Annotated in this window: 12 protein-coding genes; 9 read left to right on the top strand and 3 right to left on the bottom strand. The window is 45.1% G+C overall.

Annotation, left to right across the window (positions count from 1 at the left end):
• The first annotated feature begins 220 nt into the window (after positions 1-220).
• From DWV53_RS00245 to DWV53_RS00210, 8 genes are all read left to right on the top strand, one after another.
• A complete protein-coding gene (locus tag DWV53_RS00245) occupies positions 221-1246 on the top strand; it encodes a ligand-binding sensor domain-containing protein (protein ID WP_181992358.1) in 1026 nt (341 codons plus the stop codon).
• Complete coding sequence (locus DWV53_RS00240; RefSeq protein WP_118150816.1) at positions 1225-4059, top strand: response regulator; 2835 nt, start codon at positions 1225-1227, stop codon at positions 4057-4059. Before DWV53_RS00245 ends, DWV53_RS00240 begins: the two co-directional genes overlap by 22 nt.
• A 77-nt stretch (positions 4060-4136) precedes the next feature.
• Entirely contained in the window at positions 4137-6551 is a 2415-nt protein-coding gene (locus tag DWV53_RS00235) for a glycoside hydrolase family 127 protein (RefSeq protein ID WP_301331695.1), read from the top strand.
• A gap of 252 nt (positions 6552-6803) precedes the next feature.
• Entirely contained in the window at positions 6804-9371 is a 2568-nt protein-coding gene (locus tag DWV53_RS00230; protein ID WP_259318869.1) for a glycosyl hydrolase 115 family protein, read from the top strand.
• Positions 9372-9573: 202 nt separating this feature from the next.
• Positions 9574-10044: a hypothetical protein gene (locus DWV53_RS00225; protein ID WP_147468702.1), complete on the top strand. Its 471-nt coding sequence runs from the start codon at positions 9574-9576 to the stop codon at positions 10042-10044.
• Between the two features lie 232 nt (positions 10045-10276).
• Positions 10277-13216 (top strand): family 43 glycosylhydrolase, encoded by a 2940-nt coding sequence (locus DWV53_RS00220; RefSeq protein WP_118150812.1) that lies wholly within the window; start codon positions 10277-10279, stop codon positions 13214-13216.
• A gap of 165 nt (positions 13217-13381) precedes the next feature.
• Complete coding sequence (locus DWV53_RS00215) at positions 13382-15745, top strand: glycoside hydrolase family 95 protein (protein ID WP_259318875.1); 2364 nt, start codon at positions 13382-13384, stop codon at positions 15743-15745.
• Between the two features lie 118 nt (positions 15746-15863).
• Positions 15864-18002: a family 43 glycosylhydrolase gene (locus DWV53_RS00210; RefSeq protein WP_118150808.1), complete on the top strand. Its 2139-nt coding sequence runs from the start codon at positions 15864-15866 to the stop codon at positions 18000-18002.
• 80 nt (positions 18003-18082) lie between these two features.
• Here DWV53_RS00210 and DWV53_RS00205 read toward each other — a convergent pair whose 3' ends face one another.
• Positions 18083-18829, bottom strand: coding sequence for a porin family protein (locus DWV53_RS00205; protein ID WP_118150806.1), 747 nt, complete (start codon positions 18827-18829; stop codon positions 18083-18085).
• Between the two features lie 223 nt (positions 18830-19052).
• Between DWV53_RS00205 and DWV53_RS00200 the strand changes: the two genes are divergently transcribed.
• The gene (locus DWV53_RS00200; RefSeq protein ID WP_022120089.1) at positions 19053-19220 is read left to right on the top strand and encodes a 4Fe-4S binding protein; all 168 of its coding nucleotides are present in this window, start codon (positions 19053-19055) and stop codon (positions 19218-19220) included.
• 194 nt (positions 19221-19414) lie between these two features.
• On the opposite strand, the gene DWV53_RS00195 is transcribed toward DWV53_RS00200, so the two are convergent.
• Both DWV53_RS00195 and DWV53_RS00190 read right to left on the bottom strand, forming a co-directional pair.
• Positions 19415-20836 (bottom strand): tetratricopeptide repeat protein, encoded by a 1422-nt coding sequence (locus DWV53_RS00195; protein ID WP_117694616.1) that lies wholly within the window; start codon positions 20834-20836, stop codon positions 19415-19417.
• Positions 20837-20865: 29 nt separating this feature from the next.
• Positions 20866-21831: a PstS family phosphate ABC transporter substrate-binding protein gene (locus DWV53_RS00190; protein WP_117694615.1), complete on the bottom strand. Its 966-nt coding sequence runs from the start codon at positions 21829-21831 to the stop codon at positions 20866-20868.
• Positions 21832-21835: the final 4 nt, after the last annotated feature.

Genomic DNA, 21835 nt, shown 5'->3' with positions numbered 1-21835 from the left:
ACGCATCCTCTTTTTGAGTATATCGTATTATAAACTTTATCTCTTGTAACTTTTTGAGTAAAAAAACAGGTAAAGGATGCAAATTCTTGGGCTTTCTTTCTTTTTTCTAGCAGAAATTATATAATTTTGCATCATTCATCATGTAAACAACAATTTTGTATATTTCATTCATAAGCCTATGAAGCGTCTTTTACTTTTTGGAGTTCTTTGTCTCGTGCAAATGTTGGCAACCTTTTCTTATGCCAACTCTGGACGACTTTATACATCAAACGACCTGTCGAGTAGCCTGATTCGATGTATCATACAGGATAAGTATGGTTTCATTTGGGTGGGTACGAATTATGGACTGAATCGTTTTGACGGCTATAAATTCAGTACCTATCTTTGCAATCCTGCTGATACCACCACCATCCAGGATAATGAAATCGTAAAGCTCTATCCTTACAGCAAAGAGTTCCTCTTTGTGGCAACAAATCGTGGACTCTATAAATATTCCTATCTTACCAATAGTTTCCAGCATATCGTATTGGAAAAGAAAGATGAGAAGATAAGAGTAACTTCTCTTATTGAGGATGGAAAGCATAATCTCCTGATAGGTACAGCCGGGTATGGTGCCTATAGGTTGGATATGACTACAGGTAAAGTTACTCGCCTTTCAAGGAAATCAGCAAATTCTGTGGATAATTTCTTTGCTATGCTGTTCTTTGATGCTGAGGGATATCTGTGGCAGGCTAATCATACAAAGGTGTTGAGAAAATATAAATACAATGGCAAGTCTATCCGACTGGTAAGTGTATATGAACCTAAAGGTCTGTTTGGCATCCGTAAATTATATGCCACAGACAAGAAGGGGTTCTTTGTGGCGCATACGGGCGGCATTATGCGCTATGATTATGCCTCGCATAGCTTCTCACGCTACGATTTCGATTTTTCAGCTCATCAGGGGGCAGGATATATCAGCGCAGCTACCTTGGATAAGTATGGCAATTTATGGTTGGGTACTTCGGGAGATGGAACTTTCAAGATACCGCATGGAAGCAGAAAGGCTTATCGGGTGGAGTTGAATAACCAATCGTTTATCTTTGATAATGCGCATATCAGCGATTTGCTGATAGATAGAGATGGTAATCAGTGGTATGGATGCTATATGAAAGGACTTTTCTTGTCGAATAATGATAAGAATGTGTTCCATCCGGTTTCTTTGGATGAATTAGGGGGGGGGGTATGGAAACCATTTCGTCTGTAGTGGGAGTTGCTGACGGATTGATGCTTTTTGTGGTCAAAAATCATGGGTTGTATCTCTTGGATGAGAAGACGGGCAATACCAAGCTACTACAAAGTCCTGCAGGACCAATCAAAGTGTACTCGGATTTTCGGAAGAAAGTTTATGTATATGGCCGTGATGGCATTTATGAGTATGATTGGAAGCATCAGACTTACCGGTTGTTGCTGCCAGCCAATGGACTTTCTCTAGATGGTATGCAGGTAGATGCTGCTGGTAATATTTATTTTACGAGCCCGGGCAACGGACTTTATGTATGGAATAGAAAGAGTGGCAAGATGACGCAATATCTGATGGATGATAAGCGTCCACACAAAACCATTTGCAATAACTGGATATCGGAGATCAGGTTAGATTCCCGGGGATGGCTCTGGTGTGCTACAACCAATGGTGTGTCGTGCATGGATACCAAAACCGGATATTTTGACATCATTCTTTCTCGGCCTTTGTTAGAGGGTAAAACGTGCTATTCTACATTAGAACTGTCGGATGGTAAGATTGCTATTGCCACAGAGATGGGGCTTTATCTCTATGACAGGAAAAATCAGCAGACTACCCCTTGGCCTCATTCCGAGAGTATTAGCGGATTGAGAATTTATTCGCTGAAGAAGGATGCCTGGGGAAACCTATGGATGAGTACTGCGCAGGGTATCTGGTGTTATTCTAGTAAAGCTAAGTTGTTTTTCTCTTTTGAAAAGGGTAACGGACTCTTGACCAAGGAATATCTGGCAGGAGTAGCAGGTTCTACACCGGATGGGGTTATCTGTTATGGAAACTCCGAAGGATTGACTTATTTTAGACCTTCTCAGGTAAAGGATTATAATGAGAAAATGTCTGCCATTTATCTGTCGGAGGTGTTGCTTGATGGAAAGATGGCTCCCTTTATCGGAGATAATCTGAGTGTTCCGTCTGATTTCAAGTCGATAGTGCTCAATTTTTCCCTGCTTGATTATCAGAGCGTGGGTAACATCGTGTTTCAGTATCGCATCAACGGGGGCAAATGGATCAGCAATGCGGCTGGCGACAATAGCTTTAACTTCACTGGTTTGTCGTATGGACATTATCGTATAGAGGTGCGTACCTATTGCAACGGTAAGTACTCTATATACAATAAGGTGATAAAACTGAACGTGTTGGTACCTTGGTATCTCACAGTTTGGGCTAAGCTTATCTATCTGATCCTGGTTCTCGGCTTTATGGCTGCTGTCATCTTTATCTATCTGCACAAGAAAAAAAGAGATCTTGAAGAGGCTAAGATGCAGTTCCTCATCAATGCCACCCACGATATCCGTTCGCCGCTTACTCTGATTATGGAGCCTCTGAAGAAATTGAAGGAGCGATTGGGAAATGCTGAGGAGTATCATGAAGATATTGATACCATGGACCGAAACGCACAGCGTCTGCTCACCCTGGTGAATCAGATTCTCGACAAGCGACGCCTGGACAAGCATCAGATGAACCTTTCGTGCAGGGAAACCAACCTGGTGGAGTTTTCGAGGGGATTGGTTTCACTCTTCACTTACAATGCCAATCTGCGTGGTATTAATATCAGGCTGGAGATGCCAGAGACGCCTGTGAATGCATGGATAGATCGTAATAAACTGGATAAGGCGATAGCCAATCTGCTGTCTAATGCCTTTAAATATACGCCTAATGGCGGTGAAATCATCTTCCGCATTGAGAAGCAGGATAAGAAGGTGCTCCTGTATGTGATTGATAGCGGCAAGGGATTGGGAAAGAACGATGATGCCAAAACCCTGTTTGAACGCTTCTATCAGGGAAAGAATTCTGCTGATATGCATCTGGGAGGTTCGGGCATCGGCTTGAATCTATGCCGATCCATCGTAAGGCTTCATGGTGGCGATGTGACAGCACGCAACCGAGAGGACGGAACGAGCGGTGCCTGTTTCATCATAGAATTGCCTTTGGGTAAAGAGCATCTCAAGAATAATCAGATTTGTTTGGACAATGTGGGTACCGGAAAGAAACAGCAGCGAGGTGCGGCTAGCAGAAACAGTAAAATCCTGCTAGTGGATGATGATATCGAAATCTGCCGTTATCTCAAGTCGGAACTGAGTGACTGGTATCGCTTTGTAATCTGCAACAATGGCAAGGAGGCGCTGAAGCAGCTGCTTTCTGGTGATTTCGACTTGGTGGTAAGCGATGTGGTGATGCCGGAGATGGATGGTATCACGCTGCTTAGAAATATCAAGGGCAATGCCAATATCAGCCACGTGCCAGTAATCATGCTTACTTCCAAATCGGAAATCAGCGATAGGCTAGAGGGTATTAAGCTAGGAGCTGATGCTTATCTGGCAAAACCATTCAGCCTGGAGGAACTTCATCTCACGATAGACAATCTCATCGACAATGTACGTCGCCTGAAGGGTAAGTTCACTGGAGCTCTGAAGCAGGATGACAAGGTGGAGAAGGTAGAGGTGAAAGGCTACGATGAGGAGCTGATGGAGCGTATCATGAAGGTAGTGAACGAGAACTTGAGCGATTCTGACTTCAATGTAGAGAAGATGTGTGATGAGGTGGGCGTAAGCCGTACTCAGCTGCATCGTAAGTTGAAGGAAATGACCGGTGTTCCTACTAGCGAGTTCTTGAGAAACATCCGTCTCAATGAGGCTGCCCGATTGATAAGAGAGCATAAAATCAACATTACGCAGGTTTCATATATGGTGGGATTTGCCAATAACAGTCATTTCTCCACTGCATTTAAGAAATATTTCGGTATGTCGCCTACGGAATATGCGGCAAGATACTCTGAGTAAAGTTTTTGAAACACTAAAATAAGTCATTATGATTGTTTATTCGTAATTTTGCAGCGTTAAACGAATAAATAATCATAATGATGAATACAACGAAAATCCTGGCTTTCAGAAAGCCGTTACTGATGATCGCTCTGCTGAGCATTGCGCCTGCCTTGGGTGTTGTGGCGCAAGATAAACTTTATAAGGATGAGTTCCCGCTGGGCGACATCACCCTTCTTGACGGACCATTGAAGCATGCTCGCGACTTGAACGTGCAGGTACTCCTGAAATATGATTGCGACCGCATGCTGGCCCCTTATCGCAAGGAGGCTGGCTTGCAGCCTCGTAAACCTTCTTATCCCAACTGGGATGGACTGGACGGACATGTGGGCGGACATTATCTGTCGGCTCTTGCCATCAATGCAGCCACAGGCAATGAGGAATGCCGCAAGCGCATGGAATATATGATATCCGAACTCCAGCTGGTGCTTGATGCCAACAATCAGCGCCATGACGCCTGGTGCCATAACTATATCGGTGGTGTTCCGAATAGTGCCAAGATGTGGACGGCTTTCAGTAAAGGAGATTTTGGACCTTACTTCGGAACATGGGCACCTTTCTATAACATTCATAAGATGTATGCAGGACTTCGTGATGCATGGCTCTATTGTGGAAATGAACAGGCAAAGAATCTGTTTCTGAAGTTCTGCGATTGGGCTGTGGACATAACGCATGATTTGAGCGACGAACAGATGGAGAAAATGCTCGGCAACGAGCATGGAGGCATGAACGAGGTGCTTGCTGATGCATACGCTATTACCGGAGAGCAGAAATATCTGAATTGTGCACGCCGATTCTCTCACAAGCTGTTGCTGGTGCCAATGGAAGAAGGCAAGGACTGTCTTGACAATATGCATGCCAATACACAGATTCCGAAGGTTATCGGATATCAGCGCATCGCTGAGTTGGCTCATGATGTGCAATATCACAATGCCAGCGAGTATTTCTGGGAAATTGTGACACGTCAGCGTTCGCTGGCTTTGGGAGGAAACAGTCGGCGTGAGCATTTTCCTACTAAGGAAACATGTATAGACTATATCAACGACATCGATGGTCCGGAGTCTTGCAATACCTATAATATGTTGAAACTGACAGAGGACTTGAATCGAGTGAAACCTGTTGGAATGTATGGTGACTTTTATGAGACTGCGATGTTCAACCATATCCTCTCTGCCCAGCATCCGCAACATGGTGGCTATGTCTATTTCACTTCTGCCCGTCCTCGTCATTACCGCAATTATTCTGCTCCTAATGAGGCGATGTGGTGCTGCGTGGGAACAGGAATGGAAGACCACGGAAAGTACGGACAGTTTGTCTGGACGCACGATAAGGGGCAGAAGGCAGAGGATGATGCCCTGTTCGTGAATCTCTTCGTGGCTTCCGAATTGAATTGGAAGGATCGAAAAATGATTCTTCGCCAGCAGACTGCCTTTCCTTATGCAGAAACATCTGTCATAGAAGTAACCAAGGGTAAAGGGACTTTTATCCTGAAAGTTCGCAAGCCATCCTGGTGTGACAACTTCACCGTGACAGGTGTTGGCTTCGATATCAACAGTTATGAGGAGAATGGTTTTGTTTGTATCAAAAGAAAATGGAAGAAAGGAGATAAGTTAAAAATCTCTATGCCTATGCACGCTTCCATCAAACCGATGGTCAATGTGCCTCAGTATGTGGCAATCATGTATGGTCCTATCCTGCTCGGCATGAAGACTGGAACGGAGGATATGCGTTCGCTCATAGCAGATGACAGTCGTTTCGGACAGTATGCCGGTGGAAAAAAGTTGCCTCTAAACAAGGCTCCAATCCTTTTGCCAAAACATCTCAACGATATTGCGAAGGACTTGAAGCCTATTTCTGGCAAGCCATTACACTTTAAACTTGGTACCCATATGGAGAATGCCATCGAAGGTGAATTACAGCCTTTCTTCGAAATTCATGATTCTCGCTACATGATGTATTGGTTGGCTTTGGGTGAGAATGAATATAGGAATTATATGCAGAAGTTGGCTGCAGAGGAGAGGGAAAGTCAGGAATTGGAGGCTCGAACTGTGGATAAGGTAAGTCCGGGAGAGCAGCAGCCTGAGACTGACCATCGCATGGAGGCTGATGCTACTGAGCATGGCAATACAGAAGGTGTCTTCTTCCGCGATGCGAAGGATGGACATTTCTTCAGCTATCTGATGCAGACTAAAGGAGAGAGTAATCTTAGTCTCCAACTTAAGTTCTGGGGGCAGGATGAGTGGCGCACTAGTGAGTTTGATATCTACATTGACAATCAACTTCTGACAAGTGTAAACAACAGTCATCGTTGGCGCACCACCCAGTTTAAGACCGTTGATTATGCCATTCCTTCTGAGTTTGTTAAGGGCAAGGAGGAAGTAAGAGTGAAGTTTGTGGCCCATAAGGGAAAACAGGTTGGTCAGATTTATGGAGTTCGACTTGTGAAGAATTAATTGTAGAAAAGTATATGTTAGCATATATTCTACTCAAGAATGGGGCAAGTGCCTCAATAAACAGTAGGTATGTGTGGTAAGACAAACTTAATAAAGTTTTTGGAACATCTAGTAAAGTCATTATGATTGTTTTTTCGTAGTTTTGCAGCATTAAACGAATTAACAATCATAATGATGAATACAACGAAAATCAACTTTCCATGGTCAAGGCCTCTCTTGGCCTGTTGTTTTGTGATGTTTGCCCTCACAACAATGGCTGATTCCTTTATCAGCTTCCGACAGCAAGGGGGAGCATTTCCTATTTCCACCGCCTCTCAGATGTCTGGTATCTGCATGGATGCTCACGAAAAACAAGGTGTGAAAAGAGCAGCGGAAGACCTGCGTAAGGATATCTATACCGTGTCGGGTCGTTCACCCAGAGTGTGCTGCCAGGGCGAGGATGTGGTGCGTTATCCCATCCTCATTGGTACATACGGAGTGAGTGAAGCTATTACTCGCCTTGCCAAGAAAGGCATCTTGCCAGAGCGTTCGCTCAAGGGCAAGTGGGAGAGCTTTGTCATCAAGACCATTGATCATCCTGCCAAGGGTATGGAGCGTGCCTTGGTGGTGGCAGGTAGCGATATGCGTGGCACCATCTATGGCATTTACGAGATTTCCCGACAGATGGGGGTGTCGCCTTGGTATTGGTGGGCGGATGCGCCGATAGCCAGGCATGAGGAGGTCTTTGCCAAGCCATGCTCCGTGGAGAGTGGAGAGCCGAAGGTGAAATATCGTGGTTTCTTCATCAATGATGAGTTCCCTTGTATGACCACCTGGGCTAGAAATAAGTTTGGGGGCATGAACGGCCAGATGTATGCCCATGTCTTCGAACTCCTCCTTCGCCTCAAGGCAAACTGCCTCTGGCCTGCCATGTGGGGCTCGTTCAAGGAATACAAGCCTTTGGTACCTATCCTGAAGGATGAGAACGGACTGTATGAGGGCAACTGCTTCAATGAGGATGATCCGGAGAATGCCCGGCTGGCTGATGAGTATGGCATCGTGATGGGTACCTCGCATCATGAGCCGATGCAACGCTCGCAGCAAGAGTGGATTCGACATAAGAAGAACTATGGCAACGGTGAATGGAACTGGTTGACCAACAAGAATGCCATCAAGCGTTTCTTCCGAGAGGGAATCGAGAATAGCAAGGGTTACGACAAGCTCGTGACCATCGGTATGAGAGGTGACGAAGACCGTCCGATGACCGATGCAGGTAGTAGAGAGGCTAACTTCCGGCTGATGGAACAAATCATTTCGGAACAGCGAAAAATCATAGCTGATGTCACCAGGAAACCAGCCTCCGAGACCCCACAGGTCTGGACACTCTACAGTGAGGTGCTCGATTATTATGACCAGGGACTCAAGGTGCCCGATGATGTCATCGTGATGCTTTGCGATGACAATTTCGGTCATGTGCGCCGACTTCCTGATAGAAAGAAAAATTTCCACAAGGGCGGCTATGGTATGTATTATCATGTAGGCTATTATGGTGCGCCGAGAGCCAGCAAGTGGCTCACCATGTCGCATATCGCCGAGATGTGGGAGCAACTGCAAGCCACTTATCAACATGGTGTGGATAAACTCTGGATGCTCAATGTCGGTGATATCAAGCCCCATGAGTTTGCCATCGACTTTTTTATGAACATGGCATGGAATCCCGATGCCTTCGATGCCAGCAACCTGGAGCAATATGCACAGGGATTCTGTGCCCAGCAGTTTGGTGATAAAGAGGCGAAAGAGGTTGCTCGTCTCTTGATGAGCAATGGAAGATATGCGTCTAGGGTGCAAGCCGAATTGCTGGATGACAAGACATACAATTTGCAGACGGGAGAGTTTAAGGGCGTACGGGATGAATTCCTGGCCTTGGAGGCACGAGCCCTGCGTCAGTATATCACCCTGGATGAGCCTGCGAAGGATGCCTATCAAGAGTTGGTTCTCTTCCCAATACAGGGCATGGCTAATCTTTATGATATGTATTACTCTTTGGCGATGAACAAGCAACTCTATCGTGAGGGACGTATTGAGGCTAATACATGGGCAGATAGGGTGGAGGAATGTTACAATAGAGACTCCTTGCTCTGCGACAATTATAATCACCATATCGCCAATGGCAAGTGGAATCACATGATGGATCAAGTGCATATCGGCTATCAAAACTGGCATGCCCCGCAGCATCAAGTTATGCCTATGGTATATCGCATTCAGCAGAGTACCCCTTTTGCCGTTACGCAGCCTAGTACAGGCTACGTGTTCGAGCAAGATGGCGGCATGGTGGTGATGGAGGCAGAGCATCTCTTCTCACTGACACCTGCTGAATCAGAGAAGTCGCAGTGGAGACTCATCCCAGGTTTAGGACGGACGAAGTCGGGTATAGCTCTCTTCCCATATACCCAGCCAACAGCAGGAGCGTATCTTACCTATAAGATGAGATTTAAGGCAGATATGGATTCGGTGGATGTACATCTTATTACTGATGCAGTGATGCCATTTGTGCTGGGTGGTCATTATGTGGCAGTGTCGCTGGATGGTGGCAAGGAAGAGATTGTAGGGCTGAATCAGAATCTGAACTGGGAGCATAAGTACGACTTGATGTATCCTACAGCCGCATCGCGCATCATAGAGAAGAAGGTGAGGATGGCTGTAGAAAACACGGGGAAGGCTGAACACACCTTGAGGCTTCGTCCTATGCAGCCTGGTATTGTATTTGAGAAAATACTCATAAATCTTGGTGGGTATAAACCTACTCATCTAGGAATGCTAGAGAGTCCTTACGTGAAGTAAGGGCGCTCTCTATACTCCATGTCGGAAAGAATATCTTCTCGGGTTGGAGAAAGTATTATTCCGGGTGCTAGGAAGTAACTTCTCCATTGTTGCCAATCCAGACAACAACAGATATAGCTATTTCGGGCAAAACAAGTCGGTGTAGATGTATGTTATGGTACATCTGATCATTATAATAACGATAATTAAATATAAGCATATTATGAGAAAAATATTTGTAAAATTATATAAAAGGTTTTGTTATTGGTTGTCTGTTTTGTGGCGTGCGTTGTTACTTCTTTTGATTGATGTGGTTATACTGTTTTTATATGATTCGCCTTCGTTCTATCGTGATGAATATGCTCGAGAGGAACTTAAAAAGGAATGCTCCTTGGTTCAAGGAGTTGTCCATGACGTTCATACGGGTAAAGGTAATCATTATATAAATTATTCTTTTAGCATTAAGGGGAAGGAATATAAAGGTGTGTCTCGTTATGGGGCATGGGAACACAAGTATGGTAGGGAACCAGAAGAGGGAGATTCGGTGTCAATATGTTATAAGCAGAATAATCCGGAAATTAATATGTTGCTTGAGTATTTTGATGCTCAACCTCTTTTTATGCACAAGTGGTCGATGATTTTATATCCTAAAATCCGAAAATTTATAAATTTAGATTTTTTGATGTATAATTAATTAGGTAATATGTAGGTAAAGTGAATGTTAATCCAGACAACAACAGATACAGCTATTTCGGGCAAAACTTGTAGGTAAAGATGTAAAACGGTGTGTTTCTTTTGAAATGCACCGTTTTTTTCTTACACCATGGTTGTCTTGCCAAAGTATTTGTAACATACAGCAAAGTAAAATGTCTGTTTTATTGCTATCTTTGCACTCAAAAATAGAAACTAATAATTTTAGATAAACAATGAACAATAAGTTTTTGCTAGCTTCGGCTTTGTGTATGAGTATGAGCGCAACGATGAATGCGCAGAATCCTATCATACAAACACAGTTGACTTCAGACCCAGCTCCTCTTCCTGTCGGAGACCGTCTCTATGTCTATACCGGTCATGATGAAGATAAGGCTGACTTCTTCTGGATGAACGAATGGCGTGTGTATTCCACCAAGGATATGGTGAACTGGACAGACCATGGTTCACCGCTCGACCTCAGTTCTTTTTCCTGGGCAGATGACCGTGCCTGGGCAGCACAGACCATCGAACGTAATGGTAAGTATTACTGGTATATCTGTGCGCACTCTAAACTGACGGGCGGAATGGCTATCGGCGTAGCTGTGGCAGATTCTCCTACCGGTCCGTTCAAGGATGCGCTGGGCAAACCGCTTTTCGATAACGGAAGTTGGGACAATATCGACCCTACCGTTTGGATGGATGAGGATGGTCAGGCTTATCTCTATTGGGGTAATCCACATCTTTACTATGCCAAACTGAATAAAGATATGATCAGCTTCAAGGGTGGTATAGATGCTAAGGCAGCTGTTGATGAAAAGCGTGAAGTGGGCAGAATCGTGATGACTGAGGAGGGATTCGGTTCGCCTGACGTGGAGAAGCGTGATTCTACCCGAAAATATAAAGATTGCTACACAGAGGGACCTTGGTTCATGAAGCGTGGCAAGAACTATTATATGCTCTATGCTGCAGGTGGAGTGCCTGAGCATATCGCTTATTCCATGAGCAAGAAGCCTTTCGGACCATGGAAGTATATGGGCGAAATCATGCCATTGGAAGATACGGGTTCCTTTACTAACCATTGCGGTGTGACCGACTTCAAGGGCAAGTCTTATTTCTTCTATCATACGGGTAAACTGGGTGGCGGATTCGGACGCAGTGTAGCTGTGGAAGAATTCAAATATAATGCCGACGGCACATTCCCAATTATCCACCATACTCAGGAAGGAGTGGTTCCTATCGCAACCCTCAATCCTTACAAGCGTCAGGAGGCTGAAACCATCGCTTTCTCTAAGGGAGTGAAGTCGGAGCAGACCGATGATACGGGTGTTTATATCTCTGAAATCCATGAAGGCGATTATATCAAGGTACGTGAGGTGGATTTTGGTGATGAAGGTCCAGATGTATTTGCCATCTCAGCGGCGTGCTCTTCGCTTGGAGGTTCGCTGGAGGTTCATCTCGATAAGGAAGATGGCGAACTGGTGGCAAAACTTGATGTTACCAAGACGGGTGGCTGGGAAAAGTGGAAGACTTTCTCGGCACAAATGCTAAAGAAAGTGACAGGAAAGCATGATATATACTTCGTGTTCAAGGGATTGAAGGGAAGCAAACTCTTCAATTTCGACTGGTGGAAGTTTGAGAAGAATTTCGCCAATCCTGTGGTTTGGGCTGATGTGCCTGATGTGGATGTAATCCGTGTGGGTGACTGCTTCTATATGGTAAGCACCACCATGCATCTGATGCCGGGTGCGCCTATCATGAAATCGAAGGATTTGGTGAACTGGGAAACCGTGAACTATATCTTCCCTAAACTTACCGATTCGCCTAAGTATGACATGAAGGAGGGTACGGTGTATGGTCGTGGTCAGTGGGCCACTTCGCTGCAGTATCATCGTGGCAAGTTCTATGCGCTCTTTGCTCCGAACGATAATCCAGGTGGAGAGACTTATATCTGTACAGCCGATGATATCGAGTGCAAATGGACTATCCACAGCCGCTTGCAGCATTTCCATGATGCCGCTCTCTTCTTCGATGACGACGATAAGGCATACGTGGTTTATGGAACGGGAGAGATGGTGCAGCTGAATACAGATCTTACGGAAGTAGTGCCGGGCAGCCATCGTAAACTCTTTGAGCGTGATGCTGATGAAACGGGTTTGCTCGAAGGCTCCCGCATGATCAAGCACAACGGCAAGTATTATCTCCTGATGATTTCGTGGCCACAGGGACATCCTCGTCGTGAGGTTTGTTATCGTGCAGATCACATTCAGGGCCCTTATGAAAAAAAGGTGATTCTGGAAACGGAGTTTGCCGGATTCAATGGCGTGGGACAAGGTACGATTGTAGATGATAAGGATGGCAACTGGTATGGCATCGTATTCCAAGACCGTGGTGGTGTGGGCAGAGTGCTCACGCTGGAGCCATGTACCTGGAAGGACGGATGGCCTATGCTGACCGATGAGAAGGGCAATATTCCTGCCGAGATGCAGAAGCCTGTATTGGGATATGACGGTAAGGGACTCGTGTATAGTGATGATTTCTCGAAGGATAAACTGGAACTGCAGTGGCAGTGGAACCACAATCCTGTGGATAATGCCTGGTCGCTCACAGAGCGCAAGGGCTGGCTCCGCCTGAAGACATCCCGTATTGTTCCTAACATCTTCCTGGCTCCTAATACCATCAGTACCCGTACCGAAGGACCAACCTGCGAGGGAATCGTCAAGATGGATGTGAGCAAGATGAAGGATGGCGATGTGGCTGGCTTGTCAGCCTTCCAGGGTGATGCAGCCCTGCTTTCTATCGTAAAGGAAGGCAAGAAACTCTTTGTGGTAGGTACCAAGGAGAGTGTAGCCCTGACTGAAAAGGAAAAGGCAGTGACTGATGTGAAGCGTGAGGAGGTGTATCGCCAGCCTTTGAATCTGAAGCAGGATAAGGCAACGAAATCAAGCATCATCTATCTGAAGATGAGTTGCGATTTCCGTCTTCATCAGGATCTTGCCACCTTATTATATAGTATAGATGGAAAGACCTGGATTCCTGCCATCAAGGATTTCAAGATGCAGTATGATTATCGCCGCCTCTTCATGGGTACCCGTATTGCCATCTACAACTATGCCACAAAGGCTGCTGGCGGGTATATAGATGTAGATTCTTTTGAGTATTCTAAAAGAAAATAGGTTTAAAGTTTGAGATATTTTTAATTTTAACGGCACAAAGTGATGGAAAATCAAAAAGTTTCCTTATCTTTGTGCCGTTTTTAATTACTAATCAATGCTGATTTTATGAACAGAAATAAGATGATTTTTGGGGCTTGGGTCTTGGGACTATTGTTTCCAGTAGAGATGATGGCTAAGGCAAGTTGCACAGATAATAGTACTCGACTTTGGTATAACGCTCCTGCCCAACATTGGCTGGAGGCTTTACCTATAGGAAATTCTCACTTGGGAGGTATGGTATATGGCGGAACTACGGATGAGAATATCCAGTTGAATGAGGAAACTTTCTGGAGTGGCGGTCCTCATAACAACAATAGCAAGAAATCCCTGGAGAATCTGTCAAAGGTGAGGGAACTCATCTTCAATGGCAGGGAAGAGGAGGCAGCGGCTCTCATCAACCAGACCTTCATCCTAGGGCCTCATGGCATGCGCTTCCTGCCGATGGCAAATCTGCATGTCAGAATGAAGAACCAGGGAAAGACTGAGCAGTTTGTGCGCAACCTGGATTTGAAGAGGGCGATTGCCACGACTTCTTTCGTGATGAATGGCGTAAGATATACCCGTACTACCTTTGCTTCGCTGGCTGATGGCGTTATCGTTTGCCACATCAAGGCGAGCAGAAAGGGCGCTTTGAACATCGATGTTACCCTGGATTCGCCTTTTGAACATCAAGTTCAGAAAACGCCTACAGGGGTTATGCTGAAGGTGAAGGGACAAGACCAGGAGGGTATCAAGGCAGCTCTTGCTGCCGAATGCGTGGCAGATGTAAAGACAGATGGCACCGAGGCAACCATCCTCGTGAGCGCTGCCACCAATTTTGTGAACTATCACGATGTGTCGGGCAATGCAGCCCAACGCAATGCCGACTATATAAATAAGGTGAAACTGATGAGCTACGCACAGTTGGAGAAACGCCATGTGGAGGCCTATCAGAAACAGTTTGGTACTTCTTCCTTGACTCTGACAACTGATGCCAATGCTTCGTTGCCTACCAACCAACGTCTGGAGAAATTTGCTGGCAGCAAGGATATGGCGATGGTAGCGCTGATGTATAACTATGGTCGCTATCTGCTCATCTCCTCTTCCCAGCCTGGTGGACAGGCTGCAAACTTGCAGGGTGTTTGGAACAACAGCAAAAATGCGCCTTGGGACAGTAAATATACCATCAACATCAATACGGAGATGAATTACTGGCCTGCCGAGGTAACGAATCTCGGTAACACCACGGAACCTCTGTATTCGCTGATTAAGGATTTGAGCGTAACGGGAGCACAGACGGCTAGGGAAATGTATGGTTGTCGTGGTTGGATGGCACATCATAACACCGATATCTGGCGCATAGCAGGTCCGGTGGATGGTGCGCAGTGGGGCATGTTCCCCAACGGCGGAGCCTGGCTCACCACCCATCTCTGGCAGCATTATCTCTATACGGGCGACAAGGCTTTCCTCAAGCAGTGGTATCCGGTAATAAAAGGTGCCGCTGAGTTCTATCTCGACTATATGCAGAAGTTGCCGGGCACCGAATGGAAGGTAACCGTGCCGTCGGTGAGTCCGGAACAGGGACCTAAGGGTAAGAGAACTGCCGTAACGGCGGGATGCACGATGGATAACCAGATAGCCTTCGATGCTCTGACCAGTGCCGTGAAGGCTTCTGAAATATTGGGTGTTGATGAGGCTGAGCGCAAGGAGATGCAGCAGTTGGTTTCGCAGATTCCGCCGATGCAGATAGGAAAGTACGGACAGTTGCAGGAGTGGCTTGTGGATGCGGATGATCCGAAGAATGAGCATCGCCATATCTCGCATCTCTATGGATTGTATCCATCCAATCAGATTTCTCCTTTCTCTCATCCGGAACTGTTCCATGCCGCTGCCACCACTCTGAAGCATCGTGGCGACCAGGCTACGGGCTGGAGTCTGGGTTGGAAGACGAACTTCTGGGCACGCATGCTCGATGGCAATCATGCTTTCAGAATCATCAGCAATATGCTTCGTCTGTTGCCATCTGATGCGCAGGCAAAGGAATATCCTGATGGCAGAACCTATCCGAATCTCTTTGATGCCCATCCACCATTCCAGATTGACGGCAACTTCGGAGTAACAGCCGGTATCGCCGAAATGCTCCTGCAGAGTCATGATGGAGCCGTGCATCTCTTGCCAGCCTTGCCTGATGCCTGGAAAGAAGGAAGCGTAAAGGGACTTCGTGCCCGTGGCGGCTTTGTGGTGGATATGGACTGGAAGAATGGCAGACTGATGAAGGCGAAGATTCGTTCCACCATCGGAGGCATCCTGCGTCTTCGCTCCTACGTACCGCTGAAGGCGAAAAAGCTGAAGAAGGCAGAAGGAAAATGTCCAAATATCCTTTTTGCATCTGCAGAAGTGAAACCTGTAATGGAACAGCATCGGATAGCAGAAGGAGTGAAGGTTCCTATTCCTGACGTATATGAATATGACTTGGAAACAGAACCAGGAAAGACTTATCTGATTAAATAATGTCCTAAAATCACATTTGTTGCCATAAAAGTATCATCTTGTCCACCTCTGGTTGGATAATTATTCGTACTTTTGTGGCAATATTTTTTATAATAATCTTTTAGACCTATCAATGAGAATGAAGAAAATTTTATTTGCAACCTGTTGCATCGCTTTTTTGAGCGGTTCTTTGGGAGCAGCGGCGCAGAAAAAATCTGCAGCCAAGAAGGTTCTGACACAGACTTTGAAAGGGAAGTCTTGGTCGGCTGATAATGGTAATGGTACCTTTACAAACCCTTTGTTTTATGATGAGTTTTCTGACCCTGATATTATCAGAGTAGGGGAGGATTACTATCTGGCGGGTACCACGATGCACAGTGTGCCGGGACTGGTGGTTCTCCATTCCAAGGATCTCGTAAATTGGGAGTTCTCTTCCTATTGCTTCGATCGCTTTGATGATTCTGATGATTTCAATCTCCGCAATGGCAAGGAGGCTTACGGACAGGGTATCTGGGCGCCTGCCATCCGATATCATAACGGCAAGTTCTATATCTTCTCCAATATCAACGGGCATGGCTTGCAGGTGTATATCTCGGATAGTGCCAAGGGGCCTTGGACGCATCATAAAGTTAATGGCGATATCTACGACCTCTCTGTGCTCTTCGATGAGGATGGCAAGATTTATGCCGTGCACAAGTATGGCAACGTGACCGTTACGGAGTTGAAGCCTGATTTGAGCGGTCCGGTAGAGGGCAGCAGCAAGGTGGTGATTCCGGAAGGCAATGCGATGGGTGAGGGACATCATGTGTATAAAATCAATGGTATGTACTATATCCTCTCTGCTGATTATTCACCGATGGGCCGCATGCAGTGTGCCCGAAGCAAGAGCATCTGGGGACCTTATGAAACTTGCGTAATCAGCGAACGCGAATCGTATGGTTATGCTGCTGGATGGAGCGTAGGTAACATGGGAATCGGTCGTCCTTTGCCGGAAGATGGTTTCAAATTCCAGAACAACAAGCCTAATGGTCTGAACCTGGCCTGTGCTACCATTCATCAGGGCGGCATCGTGCAGGCTCCTGACGGGAAATGGTGGGGCGTTTCGATGCAGGACTTCAATGCCGTGGGAAGAACGGTGTGCCTGTCGCCTATCACTTGGGTTGACGGCTGGCCTTACTTCGGACTGGAGAAGAACCTGGGACGCTCGCCTCGTACCTGGTTCAAACCGAATGATATGGTAAAGACACCACAGGCTCCATATGACAGATGTGATGATTTCTCGGGTAAAACTTTTAAACCGGTTTGGCAATGGAATCATAATCCGAATAACAAGATGTGGTCGCTGAATAAGGAACGAAAAGGATGGCTCCGTTTGCATTCCATGCCTGCCAAGCAACTGCTTTGGGCAAAGAATACATTGACGCAGCGTGCCATCGGACCGGTATCTTATACATCTGTAAAGTTGGATACTTCCCGCTTGAAGGTAGGTGATGAGGCTGGTTTGGGTGCCATCAATACGCCATACGCTTCATTGGGCGTTGTCAAGACGGATAAGGGGTTGAACTTGAGATGTTATGACCAGAATACCAACAAGGAAGTGTGGAAGCCTTTGGCTAAAAGTAAGGTAGTATGGTTGCGACTTTGGGGTGATTATGATAAGAGCCAGTTGCAATATTCCTATTCTCTGGATGGTAAGAACTGGGAGAATATCGGTGAGCAGATGCTTTCACCTTATCAGTTGAAGACCTTCCAGGGTGTACGTGTGGCACTTTATGCTTTCAACAAGAAGGAATTGAATGGCGGTGTGGCTGATTTCGATGATTTCAAGGTGGAGGAGCCGATGGCTGACAGAACAGCCAATTTGCCTATCGGAAAGGCCATAAGATTCTCTAATCTCGCTGATGGCAGTCTGATGGATGCAACCGGACATGGATTGATGCATAGTTCCGGTAACCGAAACGACATGAGAAATCAGGTGAAGTTTGTTGTGGAGGATAGAGGTAAGGGAAAGATTGCTTTGAAGACGGCTGACGGACGATATGTTTATATTGCTGGTGCTGGTTTATCTGGTGATGTTCGTCTGACTTCCGACTCTTCCAAGGCAGATGAGTTTGTATGGCAGGATATGCTTTGTAACCGCTGCATGCTGCTTTCTCTGAAGACTCAGCGTTATGTTGGTAAGAATCCTGTGGATGGGAGCCCTTATTCTGCAGATTACCAAGGTGCTGATGCCGGCATGAAGAACGGCTGTGTTTTTACATGGGAAGTTGTTGAGTAAAGATATCTATTCTTTATAAATTAGAAGAGGCAGACTCTCGCTGTGGGGAGTCTGCCTCATTATTTTATGATATTGTTCGATTATTCGAAATAGAATGTAAGTGCTATTATTTTGCTATGTGCTGACTTAGCAGATAGTGTGTATGGGAGTGTACTCTTGTCTTTTATGTTTTTAATGTGATTTTTATCGTATGTATCTGTTATTCCATACATGAATTTCAATTCAGGGCGAAGTTTGAAATAAGGCAGATAGAAATCACACCCCAATCCCAGTTCTAGGAACAGATCTGTTTTCTTCAGTTTGATATAATCTTCGTTCTTGCTGTTCAGATTCATCATCGGGTTGATTCCTGCCATGATATAGGGGCGGTGATTGTTGAATCTCTGTGCTGCAAATATCAGGTCGAGGGCACTGGAAATGTAAGCCGTCTTCATCTCCTGTTTCTGTTGGATCGGATTACCGGCTCCATCTTTTTCCAGCATGTTGTAGAAGGAGAGATGTCGGGTACCGAAATACATGGCTGGTGCTATGCGTAGCTGGAAGTGGGTGTTGAGGCGGAATTCTCCTAGTACACCTACTGTAAATCCAGTATCCCATCTGTCCTGGTCTACTGTTACACAGCTTTGCTGCTCAATGCCGTCAGCATCAAGATAAGTCACCGGTCCTGCATTCTGGAATTCTATATCCTGGAAGTGGGTGCCTACTAATACACCGAAGTGGAATGGGCGCAAATCGGTATAAGGACGGTTTTCTACCGTTCTTTCCTGTGCGCCAGCCTGGATTGTGATGGCAAGGCTTATGATGAATGTCAATAGTTTCTGTTTCATATATTTATAACGGAATATTCCTCTTCATATTGCTTTCCGTTTTATTTCGATTATGTATAAATTAATCTAATTCTTGAAAATTCTTATACCTAATTGTAGGTATTTCAGAAATTATTATTATCTTTGCACCATAATTATTAGGTAATATACCTGATGTTATGAAGTAAGACAAATTAAAAGTATATTATACAAAAACATTATAAACATTTAAACATTAATAATTATGGCATACGTAATTGGTGACGATTGTATCGCTTGCGGTACATGTATTGATGAGTGTCCATCAGGTGCAATCTCTGAGGGCGATAAGTATTCAATCAACCCAGACCTCTGCACAGAGTGTGGCACTTGTGCTGATGTTTGCCCTAACGAGGCAATCAGTCTTCCTTAATCTATAAGGTAGATACTTTTAGTTACATAAAACATTGAGAGCGGTTCCCTTGGGAATCGCTCTTTTCGTTTTCCGTTGTTTATAGATTTGTTTACCTTTCTTTCTTTTTAACTCATAGTATAATTCATAGAAACGAAAAGGGGATTGCATCAATAACTGATGCAATCCCCAATATGTTGTAGTTAATGTTATGTTTATTCACCTGGCTTGAGACCTGCCTTCTCGTAAGCATCGTTAGCCAACTTGTTCTGTGGATCAAGCTTCAGAAGCTTATCCCAGTATGGCTTAGCTGTGTCGAAGTCCTGCTTGTCGTAGGTATAGATGAAGCCCATATACTGGTAAGATGTCTTCAGGTAGCTGAGTTCATCTTCATCACACTGCTTTGCTTCCAGCTCATTGATTACTTCTGTATAAGCAGCAATAGCCTTGTCGTCCAACTCGTTCTGGAAAGCAGTGTTACCCTCCTGAAGCTTTGCAAATGGCTTCAATGTAGGATACTTCTCTGCCAACTTAGCGTATACGCCGATAGCCTTATCTATATTCTCAACCTTCTTAGCTGGATCTTTCTTAGCCTTGTTTACATAGATTTCAGCAAGCTTCATGAAGTCTGTAGGAGCAGCATTTGGATTCTTGTCCATGTACTGCTGGTTGTACTCCAATGCCTTGTCTTCATCGCCCAACTCCTTGTAAGCCTCAGAGATATACTGCAATGGCTTAGGGTCGTCAGCCTTCATCTCCAATGCCTTCTGGTACTGAGCAATAGCCTCATTATACTGCTTGTTGCCAGCCAAAGCCAAACCATAATAAGCAACGATACTAGCATTCTTCTTGATAGAATCGGTATTCATTACGATGTTTGCATGCTGGAGAGCAGATTCAAAGTTCTTTACGTCAACAGCAGCGCGCATGGCCAAAACCTGCATAGCTGCATCTTTAGGGAACTTCTGGATACCACTTTCGCAAAGGCTCAAACTTTCTTCCTTCTTACCAACGATATAAGCTGTGAATGCATATTCGTACTGAGCATACTCTTCAAGTGTGTTTGGCTTAGCCTTTGAGAAATACTCATAAGCCTTCTCGTAGTTGCCAGCGCTGAAGAAGTTGTGACCTGCTTCTGCCTCGATAGGGTAGTTAGGGTTGATTTCTCTCAGCTTGTTCAAAGCTTCCGCACTAGCCTGTGGGTCAATCTTACGGTAAACGTTAGAATAGCTGATGTATCCCTGAGGATTCTTAGGATCCATTGTCATACACTGACCATACCATGTAGCAGCCTCACCACCATTGTCCTGCATTGCATAGATGTCGCCTTTCAGAATGTAAGCGTCACCATAGTTCTTGAACTTAGCGATGACAGCATCAGCAACAGCGTTAGCCTGATCATAGTTCTTGTTCATAGCAAGAAGGTTGCCCAAAGCTACCAATGCCTTAGGATCCTTTTTGAACTCCTTCTGGTATTCCTTGATTTCCTTGGCAAAAGCCTTAGGATCTGCATTACCAGCCTTTAATGTAGTCTCTATAGGTTTCAGCATGTCCTTATAGTTGACATCCTGTGCCATTGCAGGTGCTGCCAAACCCATGACGAGCAAACCTGCTACTAAATATTTAATTGCTTTCATAATTCTACTTTTTTATATGCGTCTCTTTCTTAGCGTTTTACATTAACGGTCTTTATTGTGATGTCACCTCTGTATGGAAGTAAACCGGTTTTGAACAGGATGAGCTGACCTCTTGGTCCTGAAATGTAGTTTGCGAAGCTCCAAGGCAATGCCTTGTGAGGGTCAACTACAATAGCGTATAATGTTCTAACGAACGGATATCTACCATCAAGCAAGTATGCCTGATAAGGTTTCCAGCTATTCATTGGAGTAGCCTTGTCCTTGATAGAAACCGACATTACATGAATATTCTTTTTGAAGGTAGTGTTTGTGGAATCTCTGCGGTCATTCAACCAGTTAGATCCGATAACACCGATTGAGCCTGGGTTCTGATCCACATAGTCGATAACCTCTTTACTTGTTTTTGCGGCCATGATTTTTGCACCCATTTTAGCTCCGTGCAGTACAGAGTCTACTACATAATTGGTTGTTGCAGAGCGGGTATTATCGAAAATAACTTCGATGTCGCCTCTCTTTGAACCTTTCACAATATCACTCCATTTAGTTGCCTCACCTGTAAGGATACGTTTGATATCTTTTACCGTAATACAAGTATCATTATTCTGCTTGTTTACAATAAATGCCAATCCATCGTAACCGATAGGGAAAACAGAAGGAATTACATTGCTTTTAGACTTCAAGTAGGCTATTTCACTATCTTTCAAATTACGTGTAGTGAATAAAAGCGCTGTTTTGAAATCTTTAATCATCTGAAGTCCGGTGACTTCATCTGTATACTTCGGCTTGAGTTTAGCTTTTGGGAACTCATACTCAAACTGACTTCTTTCTTCGTCAATGATAGGACTCAAACTCTCGTCAGCCACAAATTCAATTGTGCCTGAAGTAGGAGTATCAGTTCTACCATCTTTGGCTTTCTTCTCGCCACATGACGAGAAGAAAGCCATTGATAGTACTGTTAATCCTATACCTAAAAAAATATAAGATGTTCTTTTCATTCTA

Source organism: Segatella copri (assembly GCF_003465495.1).
Lineage (GTDB): Bacteria > Bacteroidota > Bacteroidia > Bacteroidales > Bacteroidaceae > Prevotella > Prevotella copri_G.
This window is presented reverse-complemented; position numbering and strand designations above follow the sequence as displayed.

Coding starts and splice junctions, on each gene's coding strand:
- DWV53_RS00240 (WP_118150816.1), top strand. CDS start 1,225: ATGGAAACCATTTCGTCTGTAGTGGGAGTTGCTGACGGATTGATGCTT.
- DWV53_RS00210 (WP_118150808.1), top strand. CDS start 15,864: ATGAAGAAAATTTTATTTGCAACCTGTTGCATCGCTTTTTTGAGCGGT.
- DWV53_RS00215 (WP_259318875.1), top strand. CDS start 13,382: ATGATGGCTAAGGCAAGTTGCACAGATAATAGTACTCGACTTTGGTAT.
- DWV53_RS00195 (WP_117694616.1), bottom strand. CDS start 20,836: ATGAAAGCAATTAAATATTTAGTAGCAGGTTTGCTCGTCATGGGTTTG.
- DWV53_RS00220 (WP_118150812.1), top strand. CDS start 10,277: ATGAACAATAAGTTTTTGCTAGCTTCGGCTTTGTGTATGAGTATGAGC.
- DWV53_RS00200 (WP_022120089.1), top strand. CDS start 19,053: ATGGCATACGTAATTGGTGACGATTGTATCGCTTGCGGTACATGTATT.
- DWV53_RS00225 (WP_147468702.1), top strand. CDS start 9,574: ATGAGAAAAATATTTGTAAAATTATATAAAAGGTTTTGTTATTGGTTG.
- DWV53_RS00190 (WP_117694615.1), bottom strand. CDS start 21,831: ATGAAAAGAACATCTTATATTTTTTTAGGTATAGGATTAACAGTACTA.
- DWV53_RS00235 (WP_301331695.1), top strand. CDS start 4,137: ATGATGAATACAACGAAAATCCTGGCTTTCAGAAAGCCGTTACTGATG.
- DWV53_RS00230 (WP_259318869.1), top strand. CDS start 6,804: ATGGCTGATTCCTTTATCAGCTTCCGACAGCAAGGGGGAGCATTTCCT.
- DWV53_RS00245 (WP_181992358.1), top strand. CDS start 221: ATGTTGGCAACCTTTTCTTATGCCAACTCTGGACGACTTTATACATCA.
- DWV53_RS00205 (WP_118150806.1), bottom strand. CDS start 18,829: ATGAAACAGAAACTATTGACATTCATCATAAGCCTTGCCATCACAATC.